The 15,784-nt window shown below is 41.1% G+C and carries 15 protein-coding genes; 7 read left to right on the top strand and 8 right to left on the bottom strand.

Annotation, left to right across the window (positions count from 1 at the left end):
• Positions 1-31: 31 nt before the first annotated feature.
• On the bottom strand, positions 32-595 hold the full coding sequence (locus QMF37_RS01380) for an NADPH-dependent FMN reductase (protein ID WP_071153157.1): 564 nt from the start codon (positions 593-595) through the stop codon (positions 32-34).
• 134 nt (positions 596-729) lie between these two features.
• Entirely contained in the window at positions 730-2,553 is a 1,824-nt protein-coding gene (locus QMF37_RS01375) for a cation:proton antiporter (RefSeq protein ID WP_283476117.1), read from the bottom strand.
• A 146-nt stretch (positions 2,554-2,699) separates the two neighbouring features.
• On the opposite strand from QMF37_RS01375, the gene QMF37_RS01370 reads away from it, so the two are divergent.
• Together QMF37_RS01370 and QMF37_RS01365 are read left to right on the top strand one after the other, a co-directional pair.
• Positions 2,700-2,882: an SE1832 family protein gene (locus QMF37_RS01370; RefSeq protein ID WP_058384389.1), complete on the top strand. Its 183-nt coding sequence runs from the start codon at positions 2,700-2,702 to the stop codon at positions 2,880-2,882.
• A gap of 37 nt (positions 2,883-2,919) precedes the next feature.
• On the top strand, positions 2,920-4,485 hold the full coding sequence (locus QMF37_RS01365; protein WP_058384388.1) for an ABC-F family ATP-binding cassette domain-containing protein: 1,566 nt from the start codon (positions 2,920-2,922) through the stop codon (positions 4,483-4,485).
• Positions 4,486-4,530: 45 nt separating this feature from the next.
• On the opposite strand, the gene QMF37_RS01360 is transcribed toward QMF37_RS01365, so the two are convergent.
• The 3 genes from QMF37_RS01360 to QMF37_RS01350 form a co-directional block, all read right to left on the bottom strand.
• Complete coding sequence (locus tag QMF37_RS01360) at positions 4,531-5,985, bottom strand: phospholipase D-like domain-containing protein (RefSeq protein ID WP_283476116.1); 1,455 nt, start codon at positions 5,983-5,985, stop codon at positions 4,531-4,533.
• A 95-nt stretch (positions 5,986-6,080) separates the two neighbouring features.
• A complete protein-coding gene (locus tag QMF37_RS01355) occupies positions 6,081-6,617 on the bottom strand; it encodes an RNA polymerase sigma factor (RefSeq protein ID WP_058384386.1) in 537 nt (178 codons plus the stop codon).
• A gap of 552 nt (positions 6,618-7,169) precedes the next feature.
• Positions 7,170-8,414 (bottom strand): CNNM domain-containing protein, encoded by a 1,245-nt coding sequence (locus tag QMF37_RS01350; RefSeq protein WP_071153154.1) that lies wholly within the window; start codon positions 8,412-8,414, stop codon positions 7,170-7,172.
• 149 nt (positions 8,415-8,563) lie between these two features.
• Here QMF37_RS01350 and QMF37_RS01345 point away from each other — a divergent pair, with 149 nt between their 5' ends.
• The 4 genes from QMF37_RS01345 to QMF37_RS01330 all read left to right on the top strand — a co-directional run bounded on the left by QMF37_RS01345 (position 8,564) and on the right by QMF37_RS01330 (position 12,699).
• Entirely contained in the window at positions 8,564-9,940 is a 1,377-nt protein-coding gene (locus tag QMF37_RS01345) for a dipeptidase (RefSeq protein ID WP_481861787.1), read from the top strand.
• A 78-nt stretch (positions 9,941-10,018) separates the two neighbouring features.
• Positions 10,019-10,579, top strand: coding sequence for a glycerol-3-phosphate acyltransferase (locus QMF37_RS01340; RefSeq protein WP_283476114.1), 561 nt, complete (start codon positions 10,019-10,021; stop codon positions 10,577-10,579).
• 107 nt (positions 10,580-10,686) lie between these two features.
• Positions 10,687-11,550: a DegV family protein gene (locus tag QMF37_RS01335; RefSeq protein WP_283476113.1), complete on the top strand. Its 864-nt coding sequence runs from the start codon at positions 10,687-10,689 to the stop codon at positions 11,548-11,550.
• 129 nt (positions 11,551-11,679) lie between these two features.
• Positions 11,680-12,699: a DUF2804 domain-containing protein gene (locus tag QMF37_RS01330; protein ID WP_058384381.1), complete on the top strand. Its 1,020-nt coding sequence runs from the start codon at positions 11,680-11,682 to the stop codon at positions 12,697-12,699.
• A gap of 95 nt (positions 12,700-12,794) precedes the next feature.
• Here QMF37_RS01330 and QMF37_RS01325 read toward each other — a convergent pair whose 3' ends face one another.
• Both QMF37_RS01325 and kynA read right to left on the bottom strand, forming a co-directional pair.
• On the bottom strand, positions 12,795-13,508 hold the full coding sequence (locus tag QMF37_RS01325; protein WP_283476112.1) for a glycerophosphodiester phosphodiesterase family protein: 714 nt from the start codon (positions 13,506-13,508) through the stop codon (positions 12,795-12,797).
• A 10-nt stretch (positions 13,509-13,518) separates the two neighbouring features.
• Positions 13,519-14,373: a tryptophan 2,3-dioxygenase gene (kynA, locus tag QMF37_RS01320; protein WP_058384379.1), complete on the bottom strand. Its 855-nt coding sequence runs from the start codon at positions 14,371-14,373 to the stop codon at positions 13,519-13,521.
• Between the two features lie 266 nt (positions 14,374-14,639).
• On the opposite strand from kynA, the gene QMF37_RS01315 reads away from it, so the two are divergent.
• Entirely contained in the window at positions 14,640-14,786 is a 147-nt protein-coding gene (locus tag QMF37_RS01315) for a hypothetical protein (RefSeq protein ID WP_283476111.1), read from the top strand.
• 68 nt (positions 14,787-14,854) lie between these two features.
• Here the strand turns inward: QMF37_RS01315 and QMF37_RS01310 are convergent, their stop codons facing one another.
• On the bottom strand, positions 14,855-15,700 hold the full coding sequence (locus tag QMF37_RS01310) for a GNAT family N-acetyltransferase (RefSeq protein ID WP_283476110.1): 846 nt from the start codon (positions 15,698-15,700) through the stop codon (positions 14,855-14,857).
• Between the last annotated feature and the right edge of the window lie 84 nt (positions 15,701-15,784).

The following is a 15,784-nucleotide window of genomic DNA, read 5'->3' as shown; positions in this document are numbered from 1 at the left end:
CCCACATCCGGGAGGTTTCTTCACTACCTTATTAATGATTATCCAATGTTTCTTTCGACAAATGTTTGCTCATTTCAGCATATTGCACGAAAACACGTGCCAATTCGCGCAAGCGATTGTGAACGTCTTCACTGACAATCGTATTGGTTTCGTCAAAATGACTCGTATGCGTGTATACATAGTTTGGCGTTACAAGACAGCGGAAGTAATCAAGAATCGGCTTTAACTGATTTTCAATCACTAAGTGATGCTGATACGTTCCACCATTTGCCACGATTGATACCGGTTTGTAACGCATCGTGCGCGGGTGAAGCATATCAAATGTATTTTTCAACACACCCGGAATGGATCCTTGGAAAATCGGTGTTGCGATGATATAGCCATCTGCTTCTTCAAAACGATGAACCATTTCTTGCATGCTGTCATTGTATTCACCAAGCGGTCGCCCATCAACAAACTGATGATCGTAATCAGCTAACTTTAATAATTTTAACTCAATTTCAGGATTGGTTTCATTAATATAAACTTGAATTTGTTCCAGAATGGCACCGGTTTTTCTGCCGATGATCGTGCCGTCTACTAATAAAACTTTCATACTCTCTTGTCCTCCTCAAAATACGTTCTTGCTGTCGACTGCATCTACTTGCAGCATCGCAATAACCTGTTTGTCTTCATCATAACAAACCCTGTTTCACATTACGTACCTTAATTACTTTTGAGAGAGAGATTTCATTCTTTAGCCTGAGTTCCGTTTTTTGAACGTTTGCTTTCTAAACGTTCCTGCGTTCGCTCAGATTCGGGAGAAGATGCAGTAAAGCTGACGATGGTGTCTCCAGCTTTTGGCTCGAGTTTGTTGTTTTCTGCAAAAAACTCAATTTTGCCTTGGGCGTATTGAACAAACAAAGGAATGGTATCGTTAGACCATTTTGTCTTGAAATCTTCATAAGTAAACTGCTCCGACAATTGTGTTTTGCGCATCGTGTAGCCTGCTTCTGCTTTTGTTTCCAACTTATGGATGTTCCATTCTTCTCCAAATAATGTTCGACCACTCAATGAGGAATGAAAATCGCCTGGGTCGCCTTCTTGAATCGCTGTCTGGTAAAGATTTGCACGGCCCATTTCTGGAACAAAATTATTAACGACGAGCGCGTTATACGAATCAGTTCCAGTCGCAACCACCATCGTTTCATACGGCGTTAAATCAACTTCATAATCAGTATGTTCCGATAGAATTTCACCGGCATACGTCTTTAGTCCCATTTGACGGGCTTCTTGCAAACGCCCCCAAGAGGAATCTATAATCAAAACGCTTTTTTCAAGATCCGCTAATACTTTGCCGAGTTTTGTCGCGAACCGGCTAGCACCGATAATAATGACCCCTGGATCGTCAGCTGTCGCAAGTCCAAGCTTTTTGCCAACCCAGCCAATCGTAAAGCCGTGGACAATCACAGTAGAAAAGACCAGTGCAAATGTTAAAGCGGTCAACAACTCCGCATCCGCAAAACCAGCTTCCAGCAAGACGCCTGCAAAATACCCCGAGACGGTCAATGCGACAATGCCACGAGGTGCGATCCAGCCAACCAGCGTTTTTTCTTGAATCGTCAAGTCCGTCCCAATGGTCGACAACCAGATGGATAAAGGTCGAACGATAAACAGCATTGCCAATACAAAGGAAATCACTTGCCAATTAAAGATACCGATCAAGACCTCTAAGCTAAGCGAAGCCGTGAGCATGACGAAAATACTAGAAATCAACAAGACAGAAATATTTTCTTTAAAATGACGCATATCGTTAATAGACGCAATGTTCATGTTGGCCATAATCATTCCCATTGCTGTAACTGCTAGTAGTCCTGTTTCGTGCATTACAATGTCTGACACAACGAAAACCAATAACACTACACCAAATACCATCGGAGCTTTGAGGAATTCTGGAACTTGTCCTTTTTCGAACATCATTCCCATTAGCCATCCTGCTCCAGCACCGAGTGCCACAGCAAACAATGATGCCAAGAAAAATAAGCCAAACGCAGCTGCAGTCTCATCACCAATGGCAAACAACACAAATTGAAACGCAAACAAAGCGAGCAGCGCACCAAAAGGATCCACTACAATTCCTTCCCATTTCAAGATAGCTGCAGGACGTGATTTTAACTTAGCCTGCCGCAACATCGGTAAAATAACCGTAGGTCCGGTAACGATGAATAAGCCACCAATAACAAACGCTACACCAAACGATAGCCCAGCTATATAATGGGCTGCGAGAGATCCTGCAATCCAGGCGATAAAAGCACCAAGTGTAACGATTCGTAAAATGGGTTTGCTAAAGTTACGAATTTCTTTAAAATTTAAATTCAAACTGCCTTCAAATAAGATAATGGCAACCGCTAACGAAATAAACGGATTAAACAATTCTCCAAAACTCTCTGCAGGGTGAATCACTTCAAAAATCGGGCCTACGAGAAGCCCCGCAATTGACATCAGTACAATAGCAGGAAGCTGAAGACGCCAAGCGATCCATTGGGAAAGCACTCCCAGAAAAATAATAAGCATCAAGTCAAATAATAAGGTATCGATGGCAGGTCACTTCCTTTCGTTCTTTTTTGGCATTATACAGGTATTATATATTGAATGGGAATCGTAAAGCATTCAATTTCCGTGTTTTTGTGTTACACTGGTAGAAAAATAAGGGTGATTTTGTGAACAAGCAGGAATTGGAATATGCGATTGCTGAACTGAAGATGGATTATGTAAGCCATCAAGGTGATATCGAAAAGCTCGAAACGACTGGACACGCTGGCATGGTGGAGAAAGCAGAACTACGGTTAGAAAAAATGGAACGACAACTTGCGGAATTAAACCAAAAACTCGCGGATCTGTAACCGCGATTTTTTTTATGATAATGGAGGAATTTATTAAATGAGTTTATTAACAGTAGAAAATTTAAGCCATACTTTCGGTGATCGTACTCTTTTTAACGATGTATCATTCCGTTTGGTCGAAGGCGAACATGTGGGATTAGTCGGGGCCAATGGAGTTGGTAAATCGACAATGATGAACATTTTAACGGGCAAAATCATTCATGACGACGGACGCGTTGAATGGCAGCCACGGACACATTATGGTTATTTAGATCAACATACGCAATTGCAACCAGGACGTTCAATCCGTCAAACTCTTCAAGACGCGTTCTTACCTCTTTATAAAAAAGAAGAAGAACTGAACGATGTCGCGATGCAAATGGGCGATGCGGATCCTGAGCGATTAGAAGAATTGCTTGAGCAAATGGCTGAAGCACAAGATGCTTTAGATGCTGGTGATTTTTACACACTTGACGGCAAAGTGGAAGAAATCGCTCGCGGTTTGGGTCTTGATGCAATTGGACTTGACCGCAATGTTGAAGCTCTTTCCGGCGGACAACGCACAAAGCTCTTGCTTGCCAAACTGCTTCTTGAAAAACCAAAAGTCTTGCTTCTGGATGAGCCGACCAACTATCTCGACGAGGAGCATATTCAATGGCTTGTTAACTATTTAAAAAACTACCCACATGCTTTCCTATTGATTTCACATGATACGGAATTTATGAGCAGTGTTACGAGCGTCATTTTCCACTTGGAATTTTCACGTTTAACTCGCTATACAGCAACTTATGAGAAATTTATTGAACTTGCAGAACTAAGCAAGCAACAACATTTGGATGCTTATGAAAGACAAGAAGACATGATCAAAAAAACTGAGACCTTTATTGCGAAAAACAAAGCTCGTGCTTCTACAACGGGTCGTGCTAAATCTCGCCAGAAACAGCTGGATCGTATGGACCGCATTGATAAGCCTGAAGTTGCAGCAAAACCACAATTTGCTTTTAAAGAAACACGTAGTCCGAGTCGTTATGTTGTGGAAGCGGAAGCTCTATCGATTGGCTATGACAAAGCACTTCTTCCTCCATTAACGTTTATGATCGAACGTGGGGAAAAAATTGCGCTTGTCGGCATGAATGGTGTCGGTAAATCGACGTTACTCAAAACAATGCTCGGCAAAATCAAACCGCTCGATGGTGATGTTCTGCGCGGAGAATATTTGACGCCAAGTTATTTCGAACAGGAAGTCAAAGCACCAACTCATACGCCGCTGGACGAAATCTGGTCAGCTTACCCAAGTATGGACCAGGGCCAAGTACGTGGCGCACTTGCTCGTACAGGTTTAAAAAACGAGCATATCTCACGTCCAATGACGCAGTTGAGCGGTGGCGAACAAGCTAAAGTTCGACTGTGCAAGTTGATGATGGAAGAAAGCAATTGGCTCATTTTCGATGAGCCTACGAATCACTTGGACATCGATGCAAAAGCTGAATTGAAACGTGCGATGCAAGCATATAAAGGCACAATTGTTTTGGTCAGCCACGAACCTGAATTTTACGAAGGACTGGCAACAAAAGTCTGGGATGTTGAAGAATGGATTTCTGCGGGTAAACCGGAAGAAGTTTAAGAACCGAAAAAATGCCTCTTCTGGTTTTCCAGAAGAGGCATTTTTTTAATAAGTCGTTAACTTAAACAGTTTTTGGAAGCCATAAATTCCACGTTGCCAAAAGCTGAAATCATCTTGATATTCTTCGACATCGAGTGTATAAAGCGCATCCTCGTTACTCCATAGCCGATCGAAATACTGAGTCATTTCTGTAGTCAGTTCACTGTCATTCGGTGCTTCGATGCGTAATGTACTTTCAAGGTTGTAGTCATTGAATGCTCGTTCCGTATAATTCGTTGAGCCGCCCATGACGACTGTTTCATCCTGCCTTTGAATCATAATAGATTTTGTATGAAACTGGCCGACGACTGCATTATACCAACGCACTTGCAAATGGTCATCTGATTCGGCAAGCATTTCATTCACTACAGGTCGGTTCGGCAATCCTGTTTTTTCGGTACCAAAAGCATTTTCGTTGGCATCTAGTATCAGGTGCACGTCGACTCCGCGATTAGCCGCATCCGTTAACGCATTGACCACACTCGTCTCTGAGATATAGAACATCGCCAGTTGAATCGAGTCTCCTTTTTTTGTTTGTTCAATATCCGGAAGCAACGCATCTAACACTTTTCGCTCTGTCAGGTATTGAACTTCGTATTGACCTTGTTGTTCAGTTGCTTTGATTCTCGGAAAGTCCGGTCCGCCTGAAAACTGGGACACGGCTTCTTCAGCTGCTAGTATATCATTGATGATCGGACCACTGACTTTGAAAGCCATATTGCTATGTAACCCACTGGCATTGTGAGGGTTTGCTGAGCTGATGATTGCTTCTTTTTCGGTAATGACCGCTTTTCTGTGATTGGCTTTAATATTCATCATTTCCAGATAAGAAGATGCCGTTAAATCAGGTGCATCACTCGACATGCCGTTTGGTATCCATCCCTTTCCACTGTTATCGAACCATTGAAAAATGATACGGTAAAATCCGGAATAAAGTGGTGTGGAATCGCGTAGCTTGTCCAGATCCGTCACAATGACTTCAACGCCTTCAGTTTCTAATGTATCTAGAAATTGGCTGTCATAAGATCCATAACCGTAATTTAATGGATCGGTGATAAAATAGATTGGCAGATTCGGATTTTTTTCTTTTTTATCTAATAAGTGATCTGTTAAAGTTTCTGCTACTGCTGGAAAATCTGTTTTTTGGTCATTGTAATTATCGAAAAGGAAAAGGTCTATGACGATGAATTCTTCTGCTTGATCAATCATTGCGTAAATTTCATTGAATATCTGCAGTTCACTTTCTGTTTCCGTACCTTCTTTGTCTTGTGCATACGACAAGTCATAGATCATTTCAACTTGGTCTACTTTGTGAAGATCACCTGCAGTTGAAACTCCTTCAGGTAAAGGCTTAAATGTCTGCCAAGCGATAACTGCGATATAAAGGAACGCCAGAACACCGAGACTTCTCATAATAATTCTTTTTCTTTTGCTCCCACTTTTAAACTTTCTCTTTTTCATAGACTTTCCCCCTTAAGTCCATTATAACCAGCAAAAGATTAAAATTCTTATAATTTTTTCCATAAAAAAAAGCAACCGAAAATTCGGTTGCTTTTTTAAATGGCTACGACGTACTCGCGTGTCCGAGCATCATCCATCAACATATCTTTTAAGCGTTGTTTGCCGCGGAACAAACGAGATTTCACCGTACCGATTGACACTTTCATGACATCGGCAATTTCAATCAACGAGTATTGGTGAACATAAAAATACAAAATTGTCGTACGGTAAATCGAATCTAGCTCTGAAATTTTATGTCGAATCATAACGGAAACATCTTGTTTTTCCAACAATTCAGCTACACCTTCTGAATCCGAAGCGATTAGATCAAGCAAAGAAACGTCCAAGCCTTCTGGCTGTTGTATCAAGTGCTTGCTGCGTCTTACATTTTTGCGGTAACGATCACGGAACGTATTCATACAGATGGTTGTCAGCCATGCTTTGACATGGTCCACCTCAGCAATAGAGGATTCGTAGCGTACAACTTTTAGCCAAACTTCTTGCATTAAATCTTCCGCTTCTGCTTTATTGCGTGTTAGTTTTAAGCATAAATGGTAGATGTATCGATTGTATTCTGTATATAACGTTTCCATGATCGTGCCCCCGTCCGTTCTGATTGTCCAGCGAAGCCATCAACGCTTCCGCTTTGTCTTATATCCTTATATTGACGGAAATTTTGCTTTCACTCTATCGCTTGTACTTTCATTCTCCTTACAAATGTGTAATATTGGGAACCTGCAATTTGAAATTGTATAAATTGAACTAATAACTGACAGCTGGAAAGTTTCGGTTGTGGGCACTTCTCAAGTTAGATAAGTTAAATGAAAGAAACCGAATTTCTACACCGCTTTAGGCATGACTTCCGTGGGCAAGTGAACTGCCGAACTCACTTGTGCGTCCAGCCAAAGTGAGTTCGGCGCAAGCCCTTGGCAACTGATACCGTGACGTCCTTTCGCACCAGATGCATATCCCAAATCCTATAGGCCCGAAAACACAGCTGTTTTGCGGAATATCGACAAGTAGAAATCATTAGTTCAACCTATTTCTAAATTTCTACTCTGCTCGCTTCCCTACAATAGTATGACTATAGATGATTTCTCTAGTCATCTATCAAAAAAAACCTCTGTCCGGAGACAGAGGTTTTTTTAGACTGAGACTTCTTCTTTATCTGTTTTTGTAATGGTTAAGCGAACAATCCGGTTACGATCCATTTCGTTGATTTCAACGTAAAGATTTTCATAGGTAAACTGTTCGCCTTCTTCTGGCACATGACCCAGTTGCTGCATGACAAATCCTGCAATGGTGTCATGATCATTTGGCACTTCAACGTTGAACATATCGTTGACGTCTTCAATTTCAAGACGCCCATGACAAGACAACATCTTGTCGGTCATTTCAAAAACTAATTCATCATCATCTTCATCTGTTTCATCTTCGATATCCTGACCAATCATTTCTTCGATAATGTCTTCGTGTGTAACGATGCCTAGTGTGCCACCGTACTCGTCTAAAATAACAGCCATATGCTTTTTCTTCGACATCATCATCTTAAAGACTTTTTCCACACTAACCGATTGGACAACGAACAGTGGATTATCGTCCATCAATTCTTCTAAAGTCAAATTCGGATTCATCGACCATTCAATCAATTTTTTCGAATAAAATAAGCCAACGACATTATCCATGCTTTCTTCGTAAACAGGATAACGCGTATAAGACGAATCTAAGATTAGATCGCGAACTTCTTCATAGGTCGAGTCAATGGAAATTCCTACCGTGTCTGTTCGGTGAGTAGACATAACATCTGATACGTCTTTATGAGGGAAATCCAAAACTCCTTTGATACGTTCAGATTCATCTTCTTCAAAAGTGCCTTCTGTCGATGCAATATCAACCATCGTTCGCAATTCCTCTTTCGTCATAGTCGCTTCTTTTACTGTACCTTTTGAAATGATACGAATAAAAATATTTGTAAATTGCGCCAGCAACCAAGTTAACGGCAGCAATGCAACGACCATAAAACTAATAACTGGGAAAACAATATAAGCCACTTTATCAGCAAATGTAGCTGAAATGGTTTTAGGTAACACTTCTCCAAAAATAATTAAAATGACCGTCAAAATGGCAGTGGCAACTCCGACTTCCCATCCTCTAGTAATAGCGATTGTCGTTACCAGCGTTGGCAACATAATATTGGCAATATTATTACCGATTAAGATTGTTGTAATCATTCGGTCCGGCTTCGCAATCAATTTCTGCAGTTTCTGCGCCTTGGCGTCACCCTGCTCTGCGCGAAGATGGACCTTCATCCTATTTACTGCGGTCAATGCCGTTTCGCTTCCCGATAAGAAAAACGACATGAATAAAAAGATACCTAATGCTATAAACAATTTTATTTCCTCCAGTGTCATAAACACAAAATTTTACGAACTCTTTCCGTAGTAAACACTATACCATAGCCAATTTCCACTTGTCGAAAACCAAAACCTGGTATGTTATACTTTTTTTATACGTAAATTTAACGAATCGAGGGATCCTGATGAACATTCAAGCTGTAGACCAATACTTTAAAGACAACCGGGAAACACATTTAGACGAATTAAAAACGTTTTTACGCATTCCTTCAGTAAGTTCTTTATCTGAACACAAAGCCGATATGCACAAAGCTTCAGAATGGCTGGTCACTGCGATGGAACATGTAGGTTTGGAAAATGTTAAAATCGACCAAACTGATGGACATCCTGTTGTTTATGCAGACTGGCTTCATGCAGAAGGCAAACCCACTGTACTCGTATACGGCCATTACGATGTGCAGCCAGTAGACCCTCTACACCTTTGGGAATCAGCTCCTTTTGAGCCACAAGTGCGCGATAACAAATTGTTTGCTCGCGGTGCAAGTGACGACAAAGGACAAGTTTTTATGCACGTCAAAGCCGTGGAAGCTTTACTCAAGTTAAACGATGAATTGCCAGTGAACATTAAATTCATTATCGAAGGTGAAGAAGAAATCGGCAGTCCGAATCTTCCGAAATACGTCGAAGAAAACCAAGAATTATTAAAGGCGGATATCATCGTCATTTCCGATACAGGCATGCAAGGACCTGGGCGTCCTGCTGTATGCTATGGTTTGCGCGGACTTGCTGGTATTCAAATTGATGTCAAAGGACCAAAAGGCGATTTGCATTCTGGTCTTTACGGCGGCGCAGTCCAAAACCCATTGCATGCTATTGTGGAAATCTTACAATCGTTCCGCGACAAAGAAGGCTTAATTCAAGTAGAAGGTTTTTATGACGACGTTATCGAAGTATCAGACAAAGAGCGCGAAGAATTTGCCGCACTTGAATTTGATCTTGAACACGAAAAACAGGAAATTGGTATTTCGGAGGACTTTGGTGAGGTAGGCTATTCTTTTGTTGAGCGAACCTGGATTCGCCCGACACTTGAAGTAAACGGCATTACTGGGGGCTTCTCAGGTGAAGGCATCAAAACTGTGCTTCCTGCTGAAGCTAGCACAAAAATTACCTGTCGCTTAGTGCCTAATCAAGACCCAGACGACATCGTAGCGAAACTAAAAGCACATGTTGAATCCCATAAACCTGCCGGCGTAACTGTTGAAATTACGGAGTTTGATAAAGGAAAACCTTTCTTGACACCGTTCGATCACCCTGCCATTCAAGCAGCCGGATGTTCTTACGAGAAAGTTTACGGAGTACCAACTGCCTTTACACGGATGGGCGGATCGATTCCAATTGTTGCTGCATTCGACGAAATTCTTGGCTTGCCTGTTGTCTTAATGGGCTTCGGACTGGCATCTGAAAATTTTCATGCACCCAATGAACATTTCCATTTGGAGAACTTTGATAAAGGACTTCGCGTCATTAGCGACTACCTTTTCGAAGCAGCCAAGCTAAATTAATCTATTCTATAAAGGCCTTCCTGATATGCAGGGAAGGCCTTTCTACTTTGAGCTATTTTTGGAATTGGGGGACTTTCTATGATTGTTTACTGGCTAGTATCCTATTTAATCGGTAATTTCCTAACTGCTTGGTGGATTGGTAAATGGAAAGGTGTTGATTTACGTCAGCAACGCAGCGGTAATCTCGGCGCTCGAAATGCCGGCGCTATTCTCGGAAAATCAGCGTTTGTTTTGACTTTTCTCGGCGATGCTGGAAAAGGCGCGTTAGTTGTCTGGATTGGTTTCTTTTTTAATTTTTCTATTTGGGCAATGGCTGTCGCCGGTTTGGCTGTTATTCTCGGTCACTTGTTTCCTTTTTGGCTCAAGTACCGAGGTGGCAAAGGAATTGCTGCTTTTGTCGGTGTAACTTTTTGTTTAACACCGGATTTATTTTTAGTTATGTTTATTTTATTTTTGGCGTTTTATCCTTGGTTCAAAAGCGCCACCTTATCCATGCTTGCAAGTTTTACCGGGTTTGTAACAATGGCGTTACTTTTGCAGGTATGGTTTGTCATCTGGCCGCTATTTATAGCGATTATCGTTATTGTAATTAAGCATAAATCAGATATCGAAAAATCATTCAATAGCCGATTCCGCTGATTTTCTCATTCGTTATGAGCAGTTTTTCAACTCGTACTATCGTTGAAATATTATCCATGGTATAGTTTTTGTATTCAAATTATTCTAAAAAAGATAGGGGTTTTTTTATGAAAAAGCTGATAGCGTGGATTATGGATACGACTGGCTTTGTAACTGAAGAATTTAAAGCACATCCGGACGTTTATATCGTTCCACTGAATATTCATTTTGGCACAGAAGAGTTTGTTGACGATGGCATTGATTTGACGAACGATGAACTTTATAAACGTATTAAAGAAGCGACCAGTTTCCCAAAAACTTCTCAGCCATCTGCTGGAAAATTCGCGGAGTTGTATGACAAATTAAAAAATGACTATGAATGCGCTATTGCTGTCCATGCTTCGACAAAACTCAGCGGAACCATTGCCTCTTCTACTGCTGGTGCGGAAATGAGTGACTTTAAAATCTATGCCATCGATTCACTAGCGTTATCCTATGGCTTATCTGGCTTGATTGAACGTGGACTTACGCTTGAAAAACAAGGGCTCGAAGCTATGGAAATTGCGCAGCGATTGGAAAAGGAAACAGCGGATTTCCGTAACTATATTTTAATCGGTAATCTGTCCCAACTTTATAAAGGTGGACGAATGAGTGGCGCTCAATATTATTTGGGAAGTTTGTTGCAGATTAAACCGATTGTTCAGCTGACCCCTGATGGTGAATTAAAACCGATTGATAAAGTTCGCTCACATAAAAAAGCCATTCAGTATTTAATTAATCATGCGAAAAAAGATCATGATGAGTATGGTGTTCAGCGCTTCCAAATCATGCATGGTCACGTCATGAAAGAAGCTGAAAGTCTAAAACAAGAGCTCCTTAAAGAAATTCCGGCTGCTGATATTTTAATTGGTGACTTGAGTTCATCACTGGCAGTTCATGCTGGAGAAGGGACAGTTGCTTTGCAATGGCGAAAACCAGTTTTGTCGAATTAGCATAGGACTAATGACCTTATATTCATTTAATCTTTCTAGACTTTCCAACTGAATCCACCCGTCCTAAAAGGATATTTAGTATTTGTTCTGCTACAATAAGAGTAGAAGAATGATGGTGAGGTGGATTTAATGCAACATGTAGAACGAGAGCTTACTGAATTTGTAAAACTTTGTGATGCAAGAGGCAAATTAAATCCAAAAGCGATTGGATATGCAAAGCAACCTTTGGTAGAAAGTAATTTACGTGGTAATTTTATGCGTAAAAAAAAATGGAATTCATGGTGCATATTCGGTGATGAAATTTTGTTTTCAGCAACTATTTCTCATCTCGATTACGCGACTGTTTGTGTTGTTTATTTCCTTAATTATGAAACGCAACGATTTTATGAAAAAACAGTCATCATGCCATTCACGCGCCATGTGAAATTACCCGAAAACGCATTGGCTCCTTGCTATTTCCGTAGCGATTCTATGACGATTGAATCTATACATAGCCAGAACGCAACTCATCTCACTGTCAACGCGAAAGAATTTGACGGAGAAGATTTAGAAGCGATTTTGGTTATTAGGCACCCTAAAGATTATGACTCGTTGAATGTCGTTGTCCCCTGGAATCGTCATACTTTCCAGTTCACCGGTAAGCATATGTCTTTGCCCGTAACTGGCATGGTTAAAATTGGCAGTCAGAATTTTAAGTTTGATCCTCTAGACAGCTTTGCCGTATTGGACTTCGGACGAGGTGTTTGGCCCCGAGAATCTCTTCGGAATTGGGCGATGACTTCCCAACGTTCGCTCGGAAAAGTGATCGGCTTGAATTTAGGCGGCAAGTGGACAGATGGCACAGGAATGACAGAAAATGCTTTTTTCGTTAACGGTAAGATGACGAAAATCCATGAAGATGTCTTGTTTCACTATGACCGCCAAGACTACAAAAGACCTTGGTTGATTCATAGTAGGTTTTCTGATGATGTCAGATTAACCTTTTCTCCGTTTTTTGAACGTGTGTCCGCAAATGATGCGCGGCTCGTTAAGTCGGAAATTCATCAACTTTTTGGCTATTACAATGGCTACGTACGCTATGCTGATGGCAAAAAACTAAAAATCACGCAACTTCTCGGGTCTATCGAGGAGAATTATGCTAAATGGTAATTCAAAAAAGCCGAATTGGAAAAGTCCAATTCGGCTTTTTTGCCGTTCACTTTTGTGATAAATATCATTTTATTCAGCTTGCTAGTTTTAGTTGTTCACCCAAAATGGGCGAGCATTTTTTCTGGATAATCCGTAAAGATGCCATGAACTCCAATTCTTTGTAATTCCTCTGCATAGCTAATGTCATTGACTGTATAAACATAAACAATCGCGCCTTTTCTCAATGCGTCGGTAGTCATTCTTCTAAAAGCTGATGGCAAGGAAACATTGATCCGCTTTGTCCCAATGACGCGCGCGTAATCATAGACGTCTACCATTACTTCAAATGTTAGGATAGCACTTTCCACTTGTTTTCCTTGCACAACTGTTTGAATGTCTTCGTGATTAAAAGAAGAAATCAATACACGATTCGTAAATCCTCGCTTAGCAGCCAAATCAATTACTCCATCGACTAAGCCGTCATATGGAAAGACATCCGATTTTAACTCGATATTCAGTCGGTGGTTGGTCTCTTGAAAAATGTCGAACACTTCGTCCAACGTAAGAATTTTTTCATCGCTCCACTCTTCAGAATACCAAGAGCCACAATCAAGCTCTTTTAATTCTTTTAACGTTAAGTCTTTTATGTAGCCTTTGCCGTTGGTCGTGCGGTTAACTTTTTCATCGTGGATGACGACAATTTGACCATCTTTGGTCAAATGAACATCAATTTCTACGCCTGTGATTGGCAATTCAGCCGCTGCACGAAAAGCTACTGCTGTATTTTCTGGATAACTACCCGAGCACCCTCTATGTGCATAAATTTTCACAAAAACCCTCCTAGATATCTGTTCGTATTTCCCACAGTTCAGGGAAAAAGTATTGATCTAATACTTTTTTCAAGTAATTAACTCCAGATGAACCTCCAGTTCCTTGCTTGAATCCAATAATCCGTTCTACTGTCTTCATGTGGCGGAAACGCCATTGCTGTAGCCAATCTTCAATATCGACTAATTTCTCCGCTAATTGATACAATTCCCAGTAAGTATCCACGTCACGATAAACCGTTTTCCAAGCTTCACGGACGCTATCATTAGATTCATAAACCATACTGACATCGCGTTGCAATACTTCTTCATCGATCACAAATCCACTTCTTGCCAGTTTCTGAATCGCCGCATCGTAAAGACCGGGAGCATTAAACGCTTTTTCAAGCTGCGCGTGAAGCGGTGCGTCTTTTTCATAAATTTTCAATACGTGTTTCGTTTTATAACCCAGAGCAAATTCAATCATACGGTATTGATAAGATTGAAATCCACTGGCGTTACCAAGATCATCACGAAACTCCATATATTCAGCAGGGGTCAATGTAGACAAGACGTCCCATCCTTGGATAATCTGCGCTTGAATCCGCGATACCCTTGCCAATTGCTTGAATGCTGGCTGCAAATCGTCTTTCGTAATGTTATCGATAGCTGATTGCAACTCATGCAAAATTAGCTTCATCCATAGTTCTGATACTTGGTGAATGATGATAAACAAAGTTTCATCATGATGTCCGCTAACGCCATCTTGTGCTGTTAACAACTTATCTAAATGCAAGTAGTCCCCATAGGTCATACTTTCTTTAAAATCTGTACGAATATTCTTTTCGGTTGCAGCTGCGATATTTTGTCCGTTTTCGTAATTGTTCATTCAAATCACTCCGTTTGTTCTCAGCTTAGGCTCTGCTAGTCTCAGTTGTAAGGTCTTCTGTAAACAATTGAATAACCCCTAAAAATCCGGGAATATACACAGTATAAGCTAAATGTAAGGGTGAAGTCAGATGATTTTTAATAACAAGAATACATTGCCTCTACTGCTATCTTCTGTTTGGCTGCTTGCTGTGTGGAGATGATAAACAGGTAACTGACCCTGTAACCAATGACAATCAAGAACAATCTCTCCATTCCGACAGTAGTTTGGACCAAAATTATATTGGAGGTAACACATTCGGCTTTACTGAGTTTGATGTCAACGTCGACTATCCAGGGATGGACGATGAAATTAAAGTCGAAGTTACGTATCCGGACGGCATAAAAAAAGAATACAAACAAATCAGCAACTGATTTGTTGAGTAGACTGTCAGTTGCAACGTACTCCAGAAAATCGTTCGCTGATGCGGATGATTTTTTGATTATACAGTTTCGTTTTTCCAGTAAGAAATGGTCTGTATTCTTTGAAATCCGGATTTTTCGTAAACATATAGTGCGTCATTATCCGTTTCGACGTCTAGCAGCACTTCCGTAAGTCCCCGCTGAAACGCCAACTGCCGACACCACGTTAAAAACTGCTGACCATACCCACGGCCTTGCTGATCCGGATGAACGGCAAATGCAGTTACCCATAAGGCGTTCTCTTCGATCACAAGCGTTGCAGTCGCGATTAACTGCTGGTCTTTTTGCAGCAGCCAAATCTCTCTTTCTGGATCTACCATATTGTGCTCCATAATTGGTGTCATTGTGTCGTCAAATGACGCGGTCAACAACTCCATTAATTCTTTCGCTGCACCTGCATAAGGAACAAACTCGACACCTTCAGTTTCTTTATCATCTCGTAATGGCTTAGCAGAAAGCACTATTTCATTAAAGTCTGGGTAATAGTTGATACTTTCCATAAACGCAGAAATTTCCATATCTCCGGCGAAAGCCGCTAGTTTACTTTCCGCTTGGCGCTGTTCCAGGGCATGAGAAACACCATCTGCTAAAGCGGTTCCAAGTGAATGTCTTCGGTAATCCGGATGAACAAATAGTGACCATTCATAATGATGCAACCCGACCATATCTGCTGCTGCGGCAAAGCCAATCAACTCTTCTTGATCTGTGTAGGCAATCACGGCAAACCCTCTTGAATCAGCAGCTCTCCACAAGTTGGGATGAAGAACCGTTTGATGCTCAGTCGGCAAGTCGCTCAACAACTGCTCCATATCCCTGGCTGTTTGTTCGTCTACTGGAAATGAAAGGATTGATAACGACAACTCCATCTTACGACCTCCTAAAAGTTTAAATTCCACTAAAGCGGTTTGCAGAAAAAATTTTACTATCTCCCTGTATTTTATCCTATCATA

Origin of the sequence: Planococcus sp. S3-L1, from assembly GCF_030063085.1 — a bacterium.
Taxonomy (GTDB): domain Bacteria; phylum Bacillota; class Bacilli; order Bacillales_A; family Planococcaceae; genus Planococcus; species Planococcus kocurii.
This window is presented reverse-complemented; position numbering and strand designations above follow the sequence as displayed.